The organism is Aliidiomarina quisquiliarum (genome assembly GCF_023922585.1).
In the GTDB taxonomy this organism is placed as follows: Bacteria; Pseudomonadota; Gammaproteobacteria; order Enterobacterales; family Alteromonadaceae; genus Aliidiomarina; species Aliidiomarina quisquiliarum.
The window spans coordinates 151524-167601 of record NZ_JAMFTN010000020.1; the positions used below are offsets into that span (position 1 = coordinate 151524).

Consider the following 16078-nt stretch of genomic DNA (forward strand, 5'->3'; position numbering starts at 1 on the left):
TACAGCAATATGAGCAAAGTAAAAAAACGCGCCGTGGTAGTGTGCCCAGGGCGAGGTACCTATAACCGCCCTGAACTAGGTTACTTTCACACCCACCATAGCGACAAACTAGACATGCTGGCCCGTTTCGACGTGCAGCGGCAGCAGCAGGGCTTGGCCACCATTCAAAGCTTAGACAGTGCCAAAGCCTTTAAAAGCCGCGAACACCTGCAAGCTGAAAATGCCGCACCGCTAATTTATAGCTGTGCCTATGGCGACTTTTTAAGTATTAACCGCGACGAATACGACATTGTTGCCGTAACAGGTAACAGCATGGGTTGGTATATTGCCTTGGCCTGCGCTGGCGCCTTAAACGCCGATAAAGGTTTTGAACTAGTGTCGGGTATGTCTGCACTTACTCAAGGTGCAAACCTTGGTGGGCAGCTTATTTACCCACTAGTAGACGACAACTGGCTGGCTAGCGAAACCAACCGCAAGGCCATAGATGCATTAGTAAACGACCCTGCTGTAAGCGCGGAAGACCAGCTGTATTGGTCGATTGAATTTGGTGGCTATGCAGTGCTAGCAGGCAGCCATGCAGCAGTTCGCCGTGCTATGCAGCAGTTACCCAATATAGACGGTATTTACCCGCTCGAACTGCCGGGGCATAGCGCATTTCATACCCCACTTATGCAGGGCGGTAGCGTGAAAGCCTTTGAAAAATTCCCCACCGATTTCTTTACAGCTCCGACTATTCCATTGGTAGACGGTGATGGGCGAATATGGCATCCGTCGGGCACACAAGCCGACGCCTTGCGCGACTACACCTTGAATACACAGGTAACGGAAACCTATAACTTTAGCCAAGCCATAGAAGTAGCCATGAAGGAGTTTGCACCCGACGTGCTTATTTTAACCGGCCCTGGTAGCACTATGGGCGGGGCAGTGGCGCAAGTAATGATCGAAGTAAATTGGCAGGACTTAGCCGATAAACAAGACTTTATTGCGCGGCAAAAAAACCAACCGCTGTTGCTTGCAATGGGGATGGACGGCCAACGCCAACAAGCAGTGAAATAAACACTAGGCTAGCTACCGTAAAACCAGCTAGCCGCAGCCAAGCGGGTTTTCAGGCCGAGTTTACGAAGAAGGTTTTTAACATGAACTTTTACCGTGCCCTCGGCTATTTCTAACTCTTCTGCAATTGCGCTATTACTATTTCCACCGCTAATAAGAATAAGTATTTGACGTTCGCGCTTGGTAAGGCTGGCAAGTAATTCGCCCTTGTTTGCGGTGTCTTTATGCAGGCAGCTCATAAGCGCTTTTAAAGCTGCTTGGCACATAATAATGTCGCCGGCCTTAACTTGCTTTAATTGTGAAATTAACTTGTCTGTAGGCTCTTCTAGGTTTAAGCAGTGCTTAATACCTAACTCTATAGTGGTACATAAGCCTGAATTGTCGGTGTAGCGGCTAAGTAAAATAATATGACTGGGATTAATTTTCTTTTTAATACTGGTTAACAATTGCATAACTTTTTGTGGCGATGACTTTGGACTAACTAACATTAAAGGTAGGTTAGGTTCACTATGCCCACGCCGAATGTCTACTAACGAAATATGTGTAGATTCATAGAGTTCAGGCTGGAATTTGGTAATTAAATCCTCTGGATCAAATACCTGTAGCGACCGTTGCGTAAACATACCTTGCCTAAAATAAAATTCGATGGCTGATTTCATCACAATAAGGCAATAAAAGGATTGATTTAGATCATGCAATGTAGGTATACCTTAATAACTAATAGGATATAAATATGGAAGCTTTTTGGATTTCTTTTGCCACCGTAAGTGTGGCTGAAGTAGGAGACCGGTCTATGCTGTTAGCGCTAATATTAGGTTTGCGCAATCAGCGGCCATGGGCAATTTTTTTTGGCATGGTGCTAGGCTTATTGGCCAACCAAGCGTTAGCAGGTTTAGTTGGTGTAGTGTTGTTCAGCTGGTTTGCAGGGAACTGGCACCAATGGGTAATGGGGGCTGTATTTATATTAATGGCAATTTGGCTGCTTAGGCCAGAAAGTGAAGCCGAAGAAGTGAAAGATGAATTGTCTAATACAGGGGTGTTCTTAGCTGCTGCATTAATGTTTTTTGCTGCTGAAATGGCCGACAAAACCCAGTTAGCGGTGGTTGCCTTAGCGGGTACTTACCAAGTGTTTTTGCCTGTGGTTATGGGGGCTAGTTTAGGGCTCATTGCAGTAACCGGGCCAGCCTTATGGTTTGGTAATAAATTTGCCACCCGTTTGCCAGTAAAAGGTATAAAATACTTCGGTGCTGTTATGTTTGTGCTGTTCGGTTTACTCGCCTTTGCACAAGCGGCAGGTTTACTAAGCAAATAACCTGCCAAGCCACCAATAGGAAGGCTCCATGCAACCTCAGGTAATTTCGTTAAAGCATATTATTTTTGTTTTTGTTGGCTTGCTTTGTTTAACGCCCCTGTTAAATGCGCCGGTGGCCTTGTTAATCGGTTTAGCTATGGCTTTAGCTGGCTTTGTACCAAGCCACATAGATATTCAACAACTACTGAAGCGCTTGTTGGCTTGGTCTATTGTGGGTATGGGCTTTGGCGTAAGTTTAAGCTCGGCAATGAATAGTAGTTTGGCATACTTGCCCTTGCTAGTGGTTTCTATTCTAGCCACTTTGTTGCTAGCAAGTTTAGGTACCCGGCTGCTAAAAATAGAGCCAACCACAGGCACCCTTATCGGTGCAGGAACTGCTATTTGTGGCGGCAGCGCCATTGCCGCGGTGGCTGCAGCAATACAAGCTAATAGCCGCTATATTGGTGTTGCTTTAGGTTGTGTGTCTTTACTTAATGCCACGGCGCTATGGATTTTCCCCTGGGTTGGGCAAATGCTCGAATTAAGCCAGCAACAATTTGGTGTGTGGGCAGCACTGGCTATTCACGACACTTCATCGGTAGTAGGCGCTGCTGGGTTTTATGGTAACGAAGCATTAGAACTGGCCACTACGCTTAAACTAACTCGTGCTTTGGCCATAGTGCCTTTAGCACTAACGTTTAGTTGGTGGTATGCACGAACAAACAAGCAAGTTGAAGGCATGGTAAAAAAGCCAGCTATACCGTTTTTTATAGTGTTTTATGTAATTGCCATGCTTATTGCCGAATTTATACCGCAAGGCGCACCGGTTTATAGCCTAGTGTTTGACGTGGCGAAAAGCTTGTTGGTGGTGTGCTTATATTTAGTTGGGGCTAGCCTTTCGCTTGCAGCTATAAAAGCAGCTGGATTACGCCCCATGCTTTTAGCCATAGCACTGTGGGTTGTAATATCTGCTGTTACGTTAAGCTGGGTGTACTACTTTATTTAAGCCTAGGTGAATTTAAAAAGGTCGGCCTACGGCTAAATATGCGCCGGTTCGCCCTTCATTACTACGGCTTATTCCAATGTAAATGGCGCCTAAAGGTGTTGTTATTACCCCCAGCAGTGAACCGCTATACATTAAGTCAGACGCTTTTACTTGTTCGCCTTGGTCCCAGGTATGTCCTGCTTCTGCGGCGGCGCCAATATAAACCGGTAAGGTGCCAAAGCGACGACTAGAGCTTAGTCGCTTCAAATATACCAATTGCCCAAAGGCCAAGTGTTGGCCACTGAACTCATTCAATTCGTAGCCCGACATATTCATAAAACCACCAAGTGAAAAGCGGTCATAAAAAGGGCTAGTGCCTGCTGTAGTGGTTCCTAAACGTGTACCTACAACCAGGGTATGGTCGCCCCACGTGTTAGCACCAAGGTAACGAAAGTTAAGTTGCTGATAGTCTAAATCAGCACCAAGGGCCTTATTGCTGTTGGCATAATTTAATTCAATAAAAGTACCTTGTTTAGGCAGGTGTACACTGTCTAACGAATCAAACAGTGCGCTTACACTAATGGTGGCGCTATTAAAATGAACCCGCTGAACGCTTTCAGTCAGCGCATTTAGCCCCTTAGCTTGACCAGAACCATAGTCGTAACTTATGCGCAAGTCGGCCGTGTGTTGCCAATGGGTACCTAAATCAACCCCAATGGTTTGGCGACTAACTTGAGCACGGGTTAATAGTTCTCCCTGCAAATACCTATTCACATTATTGCGCCCCGCACTAGCACGAATACTGCCGTAGGCACGGGCGTCGCGACGTAAAGGCTGCCAATATTTAGCTCGAATTATAGGCTCGTTACCTACCTGCAAGTCGGCTTGAAATTCAGCACCGTACTTGTTAAAAGCGGTACGCAGGTAACTTACCGCGGCTCGATAATTCGATTGGCTGTCAAAATTCTCTTCAAGGGTTAAACCAAAGCTTAAGTAATCGGGCCCCCATGAACGCGGCGTGGTGCGAAGCTCTACACCACTATTATTATGCTCGTCCCACACTACCTGGTAGTCCACTTGATCGAAATACCCTAAGCCATAAATGCGTTCGATATCTTGGTTAAGCATTTCGGCATTAAAGCGAGTGCCAGGCTCGGTAGCCATATTGGCCCAAAGCAAATCGTCGGGTAAAGCCGATTCATTCTGTAAGCTAAACCAACTGGGAGTGAAGTTTTGGTGTTGATTACGTAATTGTTGTAGGTAGCGTTGCCATGTTGCGTCATTCGTGGAAAGTTTAAGTAATACAGCACTATGGCGTGCTGCCGCTTCATAGCCTAAGCGAATGGCGTGTGAGGCCTTATCAAAGCTAGCAGCTGTCACTTCAGCACTAAGTAAGTCTGGTGCTAAATGAATGTCTTGTTCGCGCAGCTGGCTTAATTGGCCAAGGGTATTGTTACGAATCATTAGGTTAACAGCTTGTTCCATCATGCTAAAAGGCCCATTTAGTTTTTCTATGTTGGGCTGTAGGTCGCCTACATCAACTACAATAAGCTGCGTGGCACCCATCGCTAGCGCTACATCAATAGGTAGGTTGTTGGTTATACCGCCGTCAACTAAAAAGCGGTTATTCAAATTAACCGGTGTGAACACGCCAGGAATGGCCATGCTGGCGCGCATGGCTAAGGCAATGTCGCCTTGCTCTAAAACAATTAGTTCGCCGCTTTCAATATCTGTCGCAGTCGCGCGGAAAGGTAAGGCGTAGTCGTTGAAGTGGCGAATATCTTGGCGGTTCACCGAATAGCTGCGTAATAAGGGCATTAAGCGTTGGCCCTGAATAATACCGCTGGGAAACTTAAAGGTGCGCTCGGAATAACCAATAGTAGCTTGCAGGGGGAAAATACGGTCTTCTTCTTTACGGCGTATGCCACTAAATTCACGGCCCGCCGCGTCGGTAAATACATGTAACCAGTCAACCGTAAGTACTAAGCGTTCAAGCTCTGCTGGCGATACACCCTGAATATATAAACCGCCAGCAATAGCACCCATACTGGTGCCAACTACAAAATCAACGGGAATTTGGTGCTCTTCTAAATATTTAAGCACACCAATATGTGCTAAGCCTTTTGCACCGCCACCACCCAGCACTAAACCCACCCGTGGTGCTGTTGCTTGCACTGGCTGGGTGTAAGCTAATAACAGCAACAGAAAAACGGCTAGCAGTACGCTAGAAAACTTGTGGCACATCTTCCGTGTTGTATTCATAAGCAAGGGCTATTATTCTGCTGGCACAAAGGAATAAGTTAGTATAATGAGAATTCATGAAAATTCATGGTTTTAAGCATTTAATCTGCCCACTTGATCAGCAACCGTTATACAGTAATCAGCAAGGGTGGCAGTGCCCGCATGGGCACCAGTACGATCGCGCCAAACAAGGCTATGTAAACTTGTTGCCCGTGCAGCAAAAGAAGTCGTTGCAACCCGGCGATAACAAAGACATGGTGCGGGCGCGACAACATTTTCTTGATAGCGGTTACTACCAGCCTGTAGCCCAAACACTAAGCAAGTTAGTATTACAGCATATAAGCAATAAGGCCGAATTAACGCCAGCTTATTTAGACGCCGGCTGCGGTGAAGGTTACTACTTACAACAGTTTGTTGCACATGCCAGCAATTATAAAGGCGATCAGGCAGTTGCCGTATTAGGGCTAGACATTTCGAAATGGGCCATACAAGCGGCGTCAAGGCGGACCAAGCAGGTGCAGTGGGTAGTGGGCTCGAATGCGCACTTGCCTACCGCAAACGCCAGCTTTGATGTTATTAGCGCCGTGTTTGGTTTTCCCATATACGAAGAGTTTGCACGAGTGCTAAAGCCAGGCGGGCTACTTATTATTGTTGAGCCGAACCCACTTCACCTGCATGAATTGCGAGAGATTATTTATGCCAAGGTAAGCCATAATAAACCGACTGTGCCCGAAGCCAAGGCGGGTTTTACTTACCAAGCAAGCCACCCAGTAAACTTTACCATGCAGCTAAATAACAACAACGACATTTTAAACCTGCTGGCCATGACCCCACATGTGCATCGCATTACTGCCGATGCGTTAACGCGATTACAGCAGTTGCAGCAACTAACTGTTACGGTTGATATGCAATGTGTGCTGTATCATCGTGTTGCCAAGGCCTAAAGCAGGGTTCGCTTGGCCCTTGTGGCAGATCAATGAAAGAGGCGAGTAAAATGGCTATAATAGCTTCAACTTAATGCTTTTTAATTGACAGCGCACAGCAGAGGTAATCGTTATGCAGGGGCTTACGTGGGATCCAGAACTTATTAAACGCTATAATATTAATGGGCCACGGTACACGTCTTATCCAACTGCGCTGTTGCTTGCCGAGCCCTTTGACCATGATCTGGTTAAACAGGCACTGGCAGCAACAAACGACAGGTTAAGCCTGTATATTCACTTACCGTTTTGCCATAAGCTTTGTTATTACTGCGGCTGCAATAAAGTTATTACTCGCCACCAAGACAAAGCCGACACCTACTTAGACGCGCTCGAGTTAGAACTACAATACTACCAGCCGCTGATTGCTCACCGGGGCGTAGGCGCACTGCACTTAGGCGGCGGTACACCAACCTTTTTAACTGAAGAACAGCTAACCAGGCTAATGCTAATGATAGAACAGCATTTGTCGCTCGACGTTCATGCGGGCCACGAAATAAGTATTGAAATAGACCCCCGCAGTTGTTCTCTCGACAAGCTGACGCACCTGCGTAAGCTAGGGTTTAATCGAGTAAGCTATGGTATTCAAGATCTAGATGCAAACGTGCAAATTGCTATCAACCGAGTACAAGAAGAATCTATGCTCGACGCTATTATTAAACACTCGAAAGAGCTTGGTTTTAATTCTATCAACCTCGACTTAATTTACGGTTTACCCTTACAAACACCAGAAACTTTTGCCTACACCTTAAAGAAAACCATAGCTTGGGCGCCGGACCGCATTTCGTTATTTAGCTACGCTCATTTACCTAGCCGGTTTCCGTCGCAGCGAAAAATTAAAGACGACACCATGCCAACGGCCGACACCAAGCTGTCGCTGTTACAGTTAGGCATTGAAGAGTTTTCCGAGGCGGGCTACCAATGTATTGGCATGGACCACTTTGCGTTACCAACCGACGAGCTAGCGCAAATGCAGCGAGAAGGTAAGTTGCAACGTAATTTCCAAGGTTACACAACCCATGGTTCGAACGCACTGCTTGGGCTTGGGTCGTCGTCTATAAGCCAAATTAACGGTGTAATTTGGCAAAACGAAAAAGAATTAAACAAGTATTACGGCTGTATTGAACAGCAACAATTGCCGGTGGTGAAAGGGGTTAGCTTAACCCACGACGACACCATTCGCGCCGACCTTATTGCGGAAATAATTTGTCACTTCAGCTTAGACACCGTTGCCTTTGCCAAGAAGTGGAATATCGACTTTGAAAGCTATTTTGCCGACAGTTTGGCGCGCTTAAAGCCCTTTATAAACGACAGCTTAGTAGAACGCACAGCAACACATATTTTCGTAACGGAAGCAGGGCGGTTACTGGTTAGAAGTATCTGTTCAACGTTTGATATTTACTTACAACAAGGCCAGCAGTCGTATTCAAAAGTCATTTAATGAAAGGCAGCAGTAACAATGATCGACACACAGGCAATTAACCAAGCGCAAAGCACCTTAGTAGAAGGGCAGCCGGTATGGTTGTTTGGCTATGGTTCGCTAATTTATAAAGTAGACTTTGACTATATAGAACGAAAGCCCGCTCGTATCGACAATTGGGTGCGGCGTTTTTGGCAAGGTTCGCACGACCACCGCGGTACACCTAAAGCCCCCGGCCGAGTAGCTACGCTTATTGAACAACCCGGTTCAAGCTGCATGGGTATGGCTTATAAGGTTACCCCTGAAGTATTTGGCCACCTTGATCATCGTGAAAAAAATGGCTACTTGCGGTTTGAAACACCGCTGCACTTTGCCGACGGTACTGAAGTAGAAGGTTTGGTTTATATTGCCACGGAAGAAAATGTCGCGTTTTTGGGCCCTGCCAGCGAAGCCGACATTGCCCAGCATATTGCGCAATCGGTGGGCCCAAGCGGGCCCAACGACGAGTATTTACTTGAACTTGCTGCCGCATTGCGAAAGCTGAATGTTGAAGACGAACATGTGTTTGCTATCGAGCGCCATTTGCTGGCGCTCAGTTAGCGGACAGTTTAACTTGGTTATAGCACCGAACGCACCAGTACAAATACACCCATAATAACCAAGAATATAGCGAAGCCTTTTTGCAGTTTTTCTTTGGGTAAACGGTGGCCAATCCACACCCCAAAGAAACTACCCAGCACGCCCCCGGCTATAATTAAGCCAATAATAGACCAGTCAAATATATAGTCGGTGGCGCTAAGCACTTCGTAGTACTTTGCAAAACCTACCACCGACTTAATAGCAATAATAAATAGGCTGGTACCAATGGCTATGGGTAAAGTTAACCCACCTAGCAGTACTAAGGCAGGCACAATTAAAAAGCCACCGCCCACGCCCACAAAACCAGTAATAACACCAACGACTAAACCGTCGGCTACTACCCGCGGCACTTTTATTTTCTCTGCAGCGGGCGCTATATGTGCGGTTTTATTGCGCCACATAAATACCGACGCAACAAGCATAAGCACAACAAACAGCAGTAACTGCCAACGGGCGTCGGTAATACTACCTAACCAAGCACCGCCATAAGTACCAAACATGCCTGGAATACCAAACAGTAGTACATGGGGCCATGAAATCATGCCTTTACGAATTTGTAGCAAACTACCCGAAAAGCTAATGGCCGCCACGATCAATAACGACGAAGCAATTGCCACATCAGGCGGCATGTGCACTAAATACAACAGCACCGGCACCGTTAAAATTGAACCGCCCGAACCAAACACGCCAAGGCTCAAACCAATAAGAATGGCCCCAAGTATTGCGTTAATCATTAAAACGTCCTTATGTGTTGCTTACAGCTGGTTAATTGGCAATTTGAAATACACTTTGCCGTTGTCTTCAGCTGGCGGCATGTGGCCGGCGCGAATGTTAACCTGAATAGAAGGTAAAATAAGTCGTGGCATTTCAAGCGTCGCGTCGCGGGCTTCACGCTTAGCAACAAATTCATCTTCCGTAGCCCCCCCGCCTACATGAATGTTTTCCGCCCGCTGCTTTGCTACGGTGGTTTCGTACTCATGCGAACGGCCTTCAGGAGGGTAGTCATGGCATACGTACATGGGCATGTGGTCGGGTAACGCCAATAGCTTATGAATAGACTGATATAAGGTGCGCGCATCGCCGCCTGGGAAGTCACAGCGGGCGGTGCCTACGTCGGGCATAAATAAGGTGTCACCCACAAAGACTACTTCCTCGTTCACAATGTAAGCAAGGTCGGCAGGCGTATGGCCAGGCGTGTGCATAATGCGAATAGTTAAGTTACCCACCTGCAATACATCGCCGTCGTCAAACAAACGGTCGAATACGTCGCCATTGGGTAAAAATTCTTTTTCAAGATTAAATACCTCTTTAAAAATTTTTTGCACTTGTTTAATTTCAGTGCCAATGGCTACTTTCGCACCAATTTGCTCGCGGAAAAAAGGCGCCCCAGAAAGATGGTCCGCATGGGCATGGGTTTCTAGTACCCATTCAATATCTAATTGTTCAGCGGTTATATAGTCCAACATGGTTTGTGCGCTAGTGGTAGCCGTACGGCCCGACTTATAGTCGAAGTCGAGCACAGGGTCTATAACCACACCTTTGTTGGTGATCGGGTCAGACACAACATAGCTAAAGGTTTCGCTGTCGCTATCGAGGAACGCTTTAACCAAAACTGACGAGCTCATATATTCTCCTTTGCTAGTGCAAAAACATTCATTAAATTAGTTAATGCTAATATTGCATAAATATATAACTTTTTAAACTATCAAGGGCTGATTGGCTTAATCGAAGTTTCCGATTCAAGCGCGGGTTAAACAGAGCCAAAGCACATATATTTCAGCTCGGTATATTCTTCTAGCCCTTGGCGGCCGCCCTCACGCCCAATACCCGAAGACTTTACCCCGCCAAAAGGTGCGCTAGCATTGGAAATTAAACCCGTATTAATACCAACCATGCCGGCTTCGAGCGCGTCGGCAATACGGTACACACGGTGAATGTTGCTGGCATAAAAATAAGCCGCAAGGCCGAATTCGGTGTCATTGGCCCAGGCAATTACTTCTTCGTCGGTGTCGAATATAAATAGCGGCGCAAAAGGGCCAAAGGTTTCTTCTTTGGCACATAGGGCTGTTTGCGGTACGTTGCCAATAATAGTGGGCTCAAACCAATTACCGCCAAGCATGTGGGGCTTACCACCTAGTAGCAGTTCGCCGCCTTGCTTTAAGGCATCGGCTATATGTGCTTGTACCTTTTCTACTGCTGCAGGGTTAATTAATGGTCCTATAGCTACGCCCTGTTCAAAACCATTGCCAACTTTAAGTTGAGTTACTTTTTCTTTTAATGCCGCCACAAACTGTGGGTAAATATTGCGTTGTACATAAATGCGGTTAGCACACACACAGGTTTGCCCAGCGTTACGAAACTTACTGTCTATCACGCCTTGGGCGGCAGCCTGAATGTCGGCGTCGTCGAACACAATAAAGGGTGCATTACCACCAAGCTCTAACGACACCCGTTTCACCGTAGGCGCACTTTGGGCCATAAGTAGGGCGCCTACAGCAGTTGAACCAGTAAAGCTCAGCTTGCGCACATTAGGGCTACTGGTAAGCACCTTGCCAATCGACTTGGCCGAACCAGTTACTACGTTCAGCACCCCTGCTGGAATACCCGCTTCAATGGCTAAGTCGGCTAACGCCAATGCCGTTAACGGTGTTTCAGAAGCTGGCTTAACAATAATGGTACAGCCAGCCGCTAAGGCTGGCGCTACCTTGCGGGTAATCATGGCGGCAGGGAAATTCCAAGGGGTAATAGCTGCGCATACACCAACCGGCTCGCGGGTAACCACAATACGCGTAGTGCTGTTCGGGCCAGGAATAGTTTCACCATAATTACGCTTGGCTTCTTCCGCATACCATTCTATATAACTGGCCGCATAAGCAATTTCAGCCTTGGCTTCAGCTAAAGGCTTACCTTGCTCAAGGGTCATTATTTGCGCTAGGGGGGTTTGGTATAGCATTACTAAATCAAACCATGCACGTAATAACAGCCCCCGTTCGGCACTACTTTTAGCCCGCCATGGGCTTCCCGCAGCGGTGGCTGCTTGAATACTTTGTTCTATTTCTGCGTCGCTTAAAGCGGGCACGTTAACAATAGCCGCATTGGTGGCCGGATCACGCACCGTAATAGTGTCGCCCGACAAAGCACTAACCCAAGTACCATTTATTAAGCATTGATTGTGAATAAGCTGTTTCGCAGCGTGGCTAAGAGGCATAAATAACGTCCTTCTAGGGCATAGAGTAAGTATAAATAGTGCGGCAAAAATAGTGCTATCACGTTACACGAATTCAACTTGAAAGACTGTCATAGTTTTAATGCGCAGTAAAAGCGCAGTAAAGACACCTATGAGCTTTAGCAGGTGAAACGCACAAACATGTTTACACAAAGGTTGCAATTGGTTAAGTTTTAATCGGCGTAATTAATGGAGCCGAGGAGAATACCATGAATCAAAATTCAAATTATCGGGCACTACTAGGGTTGCTGAAAATGTTTGCTGTGGTGGCAACGTTAGCTACTTTAACCGCCTGTTCAAGTGACGACAAACCAGCAAAAAAATATACATTATCAGGTAATGCTAGTGGTTTAAGTGGTGCAGTGAAGCTTAAAGCTAATACCGAAACCCTGACAGTTGCAGCGAATGGAAGCTTTTCATTCAGCACCGAATGGGAAGACAAAACCACGGTTAATTTATCAATAACAACAGCCCCAGAGGGGCAAACATGTACGTTGGCGCCACAACAAGTAACATTTGCAGGAGCTGATATTAATAATGTTGCGGTAAGCTGTGAAGACATAGTGGTTATACCTACATTTGCTATGCAGCTTTCAGTTAGCGGTAACGAACGCGACCTAAGCCTAAGTAGTTCAATTAATGGTACCGACTATAGCCACATTGTCGGTGAGGGTGACACCGAGCTAGCCCCGTTGGTAAGCCCAGGTGACGTGATTAAGCTAAGTTTAAATGCAATGGCTGGCCATACTTGTACAATTACGCCAAGCGAGTTTGTAGTTGCAGAAGAAGCACCTGCTATCGATATTTCCTGCACTACCTTTGGTTCAGTTTCGGTGTTAGTTACAAACTACCAAACTGCTATGCCTATAGTGAACGGAACTGTGAATGCTTATGTGTTCAGTGGTGCAGAAGGGGCAGCAATAGAAGATGAAAATGCCTATACGCTGTTAGATAGCGTTGAAACAAACGACGAAGGTCGTGTTACGGTAAAGGGAGTTGGCTACCAAGAACGCCTTGTCATGCAAGCCATTGCTGATGGTTATTCAACCCGTTCCGATGTGGGCCGAACCAGCGTTGAAAACCCTTCCACTAGTGTTTCAATAGCAATGATTTCTGTCGACGCCGAAGTAACCTTCGATGGTGCACAAGAAACAACAGTGACTGTTGAAAACTCACCTTTATCAGTTACCGTGCCAGCTAATGGGTTTGTCGATGCCGACGGTTATGCAAGTACAGACATTACAGCTAGGTTAACGAATATCGATGGCTCGTCTGATCCAGACATTATGCCAGGCGAGTACGAAGCTTACGATCCGGTACAAGGCACAATTCAGCAAATTGAGTCGTTTGGTGCCATAAATGCTAGTTTTGTAAATAGCAGTGGTAATGCCGTGAACCTAGCCGAAGGCGTAGTAGCTACGGCCCGAATTCCTTTAGCGGAACGAGCCACTAATCCACCGGCCACGGTGCCATTAATTTACTTCAATGAATTAACCGGAATATGGGGAGTAGAAGGCCAAGCTACATTGAAAACCGATGCCAACAGCGGTGCAAAGTATTATGAAGGTGACGTAAAACACTTTTCATTCTGGAATGCGGCGGTGTTATACAATTCCGTGCGTATCAATGGCTGCGTGTTTGAAGAAGATAATGAAACACCTCGGCGCAATGTTCGTATACGAGCTGAAGGGGTAGATTATATTGGTCGCTCGACCGCCTACACCGACAACGAAGGTAATTACTCCATTCAAGTTAGGCCCAATAGCCGCTTGCTTATTTCCGTGAATGACGCCAGCGGAATTAGCACCACTTTCCCAGTGCAAGTAGGTGCAACAGACCTGACTTTGCCAGAATGTGTGGTGGCTATACAGGGTGCAATGCGGGTAACCCTAACTTGGGGAGCGAACCCAAGCGACTTAGACACCCACCTAATGGGCCCAACAGTGCCCAATGGCACAGTTAGTAGTGAACGTTTCCGTGTTTACTATGCTAACCGTAAAGAAACTGTTAATGGTGTAACTATAGACCTTGATGTGGATGATGTAACCAGCTATGGGCCTGAAGTAACAACAGTGCCAGCGTTCCCGTACCCTGGTGTTTATCGTTACGCAGTGCACCATTACAGCGGCAGTGGCACAATTTTCCAGTCGCCTACTCGCGTAGAGCTGCAGGTAAATGGTGAAAACTATGTATTTGCCCCAAGCGAAGACGCCAATAGCGGAAGCAGCAGTACTAATACTTGGATTGCCTTCGACGTAACTGTTGCTGAAGACGGTAGTGTAAGTGTGTTACGAGTAGACCGTTATGTACCTAGAAGTGGTTCCGACATTTGGGCGAATGGTATGCCGCCAGAAGCAACCATGCAGTTTCCAGTTAAACAGGCACCAAGCGAGCAATAGAAACACAGCTAAAAAACTTAACTAAGCAAAAGGCCTGACCACAGCAAACTGAGGTCAGGCCTTTTTATGTTGTCTAATGGAACAGCTAAGTATTAAGAGCCCTGGTCGTCGCCGTCTACCCGTACAGCTTTTAAGCGGCGCCCTGCAGCCGACTCGTTAACGTTAAGAATATGGTCGCCAATACGCTCTAAACGATTCAGCATGTCGATAAATAACACACCCGCACGAGAAGCATACTCGCCACCTTCTAAGCGCGTGTAGTGCGTGTCGCGATACATTTCACGTATGGCGTCTATTTTGTCTTCAAGTACTAATGCTTCTTCTAAGCTAACCATTTCGGGGTCAAGCTTCACGTTTGTTTTCATGGCTTGAATGGCGTTATTAACAGCGTCCATCATTTCAGCCATTTCGGAAAGAGCAGTAGTGGGCCAGCTAGAGCGAGTTTGCACCATTTTTTCACTTTGTTTCGACAGCTGGTAATAAATATCGGCAATACGCTCTAAGTCGTTGATCATAATTTGCATAAAGCGCATGCGCTCGGTGAGCACGTTTTCTAGGTTAGCATTCTCACTAATACGTACCAAATAGTTACCAATTTCAACTTCAAGCCGGTCGGTAAGCTCTTCATATTTTGCAATACTTTCCATAAGCTTTGGTTTGTCAGCTTTCTCGTCGAAAATAAGCTCATGCAAGGAGTGATGCATTTTTTCAATAATACCAACGAACTGTTGTACTTCTTTATTGGCTTGCTCAATGGAGAAGCCCGGCGACACCATAGCGCCAGCACTTATGTAGCGCAGACTAAATTCATCGTCGGTACCTTTGTCGGGCGATATATATTCAACGAAGCGCACCAAGTAAGGTACAAACGCAAATAAAATAAGCACGTTTAATATATTAAACGAAGTATGGAATAACGACAGCCCTAAGGTGGCATTCGCACGTGACTCTTTCGCCCCTTCAATGATAGAAATAGGGTTTTGAGTGAAGTACTGAATCATGGTGTCCATTAGGCCTAAGAATGGAACAATCACCAACATCATCCAAATCACGCCAATTACGTTAAAAAAGAAGTGGAACCTGGCGGTTCGTTTCGCATGCACGTTACCGGCAAGTGCGGCTATATTCGCTGTTACGGTAGTACCAATGTTTTCACCCAATACCATTGCCGCGGCAATAGGGAAGGAAATCCAGCCTTCGAACAGCATAACCAAGGTAATGGCCGTTGCCGCAGAAGAAGACTGGGTAAGCAACGTTAGTAGGGTGCCTATAAGCACGAACAGCACTAAAGATAGGTAGCCGAAGTCGGAATAGTTCTGCAGGAAGTTCAATATTTCGGGGTTGGCGTCAATGTCGGGTACGGCACCTTTAATAAAACTTAGGCCGATAAAGAGAATACCAAAGCCGACCATGGTTTCAGCAATATTACGCAAACGGGTGCTTTTAGAGAATAAAAAAGCGAAAAACACACCAATAAGTGCTAAAGCAATGGGGGTAATTTCGAATTTGAAACCAAACAGTGCCACCATCCAAGCAGTAACCGTGGTGCCAATATTGGCCCCCATAACAACGCCGGTTGACTGCACGAAGGTAAGTAAGCCGGCGTTAACAAAACTCACCGCCATCACCGTGGTGGTAGTCGACGACTGAGTTATTACTGTGGTACCAAGCCCTGTTACTACGCCTATGGCACGGTTTCGCGTCATGCCACTGAGAATGCCTTTAAGCCTACCTCCTGCAATTTTCTGCAGGCCCTCACTAAATATTTTCATACCGAATATGAAAATGCCCAGAGACCCGATCAACTGGAGGAAGTCAAACCATGTATAGGTCATACCGTCGCC

General features: G+C 46.4%; 13 protein-coding genes. 7 read left to right on the top strand and 6 right to left on the bottom strand.

Annotated elements, in window-relative coordinates; genetic code table 11:
- Window positions 1-9: 9 nt before the first annotated feature.
- Complete coding sequence (locus tag M1L23_RS07580; protein ID WP_252626742.1) at window positions 10-1056, top strand: malonyl CoA-ACP transacylase; 1047 nt, start codon at window positions 10-12, stop codon at window positions 1054-1056.
- Window positions 1057-1064: 8 nt separating this feature from the next.
- Here M1L23_RS07580 and M1L23_RS07585 read toward each other — a convergent pair whose 3' ends face one another.
- Window positions 1065-1676, bottom strand: coding sequence for a LuxR C-terminal-related transcriptional regulator (locus M1L23_RS07585; protein ID WP_252626743.1), 612 nt, complete (start codon window positions 1674-1676; stop codon window positions 1065-1067).
- A 110-nt stretch (window positions 1677-1786) separates the two neighbouring features.
- Between M1L23_RS07585 and M1L23_RS07590 the strand changes: the two genes are divergently transcribed.
- Together M1L23_RS07590 and M1L23_RS07595 are read left to right on the top strand one after the other, a co-directional pair.
- On the top strand, window positions 1787-2365 hold the full coding sequence (locus tag M1L23_RS07590) for a TMEM165/GDT1 family protein (RefSeq protein ID WP_252626744.1): 579 nt from the start codon (window positions 1787-1789) through the stop codon (window positions 2363-2365).
- Between the two features lie 28 nt (window positions 2366-2393).
- Window positions 2394-3350 (top strand): YeiH family protein, encoded by a 957-nt coding sequence (locus M1L23_RS07595; RefSeq protein WP_252626745.1) that lies wholly within the window; start codon window positions 2394-2396, stop codon window positions 3348-3350.
- Window positions 3351-3362: 12 nt separating this feature from the next.
- On the opposite strand, the gene M1L23_RS07600 is transcribed toward M1L23_RS07595, so the two are convergent.
- Window positions 3363-5591: a patatin-like phospholipase family protein gene (locus M1L23_RS07600; protein ID WP_252626746.1), complete on the bottom strand. Its 2229-nt coding sequence runs from the start codon at window positions 5589-5591 to the stop codon at window positions 3363-3365.
- 56 nt (window positions 5592-5647) lie between these two features.
- Here M1L23_RS07600 and M1L23_RS07605 point away from each other — a divergent pair, with 56 nt between their 5' ends.
- The 3 genes from M1L23_RS07605 to M1L23_RS07615 all read left to right on the top strand — a co-directional run bounded on the left by M1L23_RS07605 (window position 5648) and on the right by M1L23_RS07615 (window position 8570).
- Window positions 5648-6514, top strand: a complete 867-nt coding sequence (locus M1L23_RS07605; RefSeq protein ID WP_252626747.1) for a putative RNA methyltransferase — start codon at window positions 5648-5650, stop codon at window positions 6512-6514.
- Between the two features lie 112 nt (window positions 6515-6626).
- Window positions 6627-7991: an oxygen-independent coproporphyrinogen III oxidase gene (gene hemN / locus M1L23_RS07610; protein WP_252626748.1), complete on the top strand. Its 1365-nt coding sequence runs from the start codon at window positions 6627-6629 to the stop codon at window positions 7989-7991.
- 18 nt (window positions 7992-8009) lie between these two features.
- Window positions 8010-8570, top strand: a complete 561-nt coding sequence (locus tag M1L23_RS07615; RefSeq protein WP_252626749.1) for a gamma-glutamylcyclotransferase — start codon at window positions 8010-8012, stop codon at window positions 8568-8570.
- Between the two features lie 17 nt (window positions 8571-8587).
- Here M1L23_RS07615 and M1L23_RS07620 read toward each other — a convergent pair whose 3' ends face one another.
- From M1L23_RS07620 to M1L23_RS07630, 3 genes are all read right to left on the bottom strand, one after another.
- A complete protein-coding gene (locus tag M1L23_RS07620; RefSeq protein ID WP_256473672.1) occupies window positions 8588-9343 on the bottom strand; it encodes a sulfite exporter TauE/SafE family protein in 756 nt (251 codons plus the stop codon).
- Between the two features lie 21 nt (window positions 9344-9364).
- On the bottom strand, window positions 9365-10234 hold the full coding sequence (locus M1L23_RS07625; RefSeq protein ID WP_252626750.1) for an MBL fold metallo-hydrolase: 870 nt from the start codon (window positions 10232-10234) through the stop codon (window positions 9365-9367).
- Between the two features lie 125 nt (window positions 10235-10359).
- Window positions 10360-11817, bottom strand: coding sequence for an NAD-dependent succinate-semialdehyde dehydrogenase (locus M1L23_RS07630; protein ID WP_252626751.1), 1458 nt, complete (start codon window positions 11815-11817; stop codon window positions 10360-10362).
- Window positions 11818-12044: 227 nt separating this feature from the next.
- Between M1L23_RS07630 and M1L23_RS07635 the strand changes: the two genes are divergently transcribed.
- Entirely contained in the window at window positions 12045-14234 is a 2190-nt protein-coding gene (locus M1L23_RS07635; RefSeq protein WP_252626752.1) for a YfaP family protein, read from the top strand.
- Between the two features lie 92 nt (window positions 14235-14326).
- Here M1L23_RS07635 and M1L23_RS07640 read toward each other — a convergent pair whose 3' ends face one another.
- A complete protein-coding gene (locus M1L23_RS07640) occupies window positions 14327-16069 on the bottom strand; it encodes a Na/Pi cotransporter family protein (protein ID WP_252626753.1) in 1743 nt (580 codons plus the stop codon).
- Between the last annotated feature and the right edge of the window lie 9 nt (window positions 16070-16078).

Excerpts from the sequence above, each read along its gene's own strand:
- M1L23_RS07615 (WP_252626749.1), top strand. The coding sequence starts at position 8,010 with ATGATCGACACACAGGCAATTAACCAAGCGCAAAGCACCTTAGTAGAA.
- M1L23_RS07590 (WP_252626744.1), top strand. The coding sequence starts at position 1,787 with ATGGAAGCTTTTTGGATTTCTTTTGCCACCGTAAGTGTGGCTGAAGTA.
- M1L23_RS07620 (WP_256473672.1), bottom strand. The coding sequence starts at position 9,343 with ATGATTAACGCAATACTTGGGGCCATTCTTATTGGTTTGAGCCTTGGC.
- M1L23_RS07640 (WP_252626753.1), bottom strand. The coding sequence starts at position 16,069 with ATGACCTATACATGGTTTGACTTCCTCCAGTTGATCGGGTCTCTGGGC.
- M1L23_RS07635 (WP_252626752.1), top strand. The coding sequence starts at position 12,045 with ATGAATCAAAATTCAAATTATCGGGCACTACTAGGGTTGCTGAAAATG.
- M1L23_RS07625 (WP_252626750.1), bottom strand. The coding sequence starts at position 10,234 with ATGAGCTCGTCAGTTTTGGTTAAAGCGTTCCTCGATAGCGACAGCGAA.
- M1L23_RS07600 (WP_252626746.1), bottom strand. The coding sequence starts at position 5,591 with ATGAATACAACACGGAAGATGTGCCACAAGTTTTCTAGCGTACTGCTA.
- M1L23_RS07605 (WP_252626747.1), top strand. The coding sequence starts at position 5,648 with ATGAAAATTCATGGTTTTAAGCATTTAATCTGCCCACTTGATCAGCAA.
- M1L23_RS07595 (WP_252626745.1), top strand. The coding sequence starts at position 2,394 with ATGCAACCTCAGGTAATTTCGTTAAAGCATATTATTTTTGTTTTTGTT.
- M1L23_RS07585 (WP_252626743.1), bottom strand. The coding sequence starts at position 1,676 with ATGTTTACGCAACGGTCGCTACAGGTATTTGATCCAGAGGATTTAATT.
- hemN (WP_252626748.1), top strand. The coding sequence starts at position 6,627 with ATGCAGGGGCTTACGTGGGATCCAGAACTTATTAAACGCTATAATATT.
- M1L23_RS07580 (WP_252626742.1), top strand. The coding sequence starts at position 10 with ATGAGCAAAGTAAAAAAACGCGCCGTGGTAGTGTGCCCAGGGCGAGGT.
- M1L23_RS07630 (WP_252626751.1), bottom strand. The coding sequence starts at position 11,817 with ATGCCTCTTAGCCACGCTGCGAAACAGCTTATTCACAATCAATGCTTA.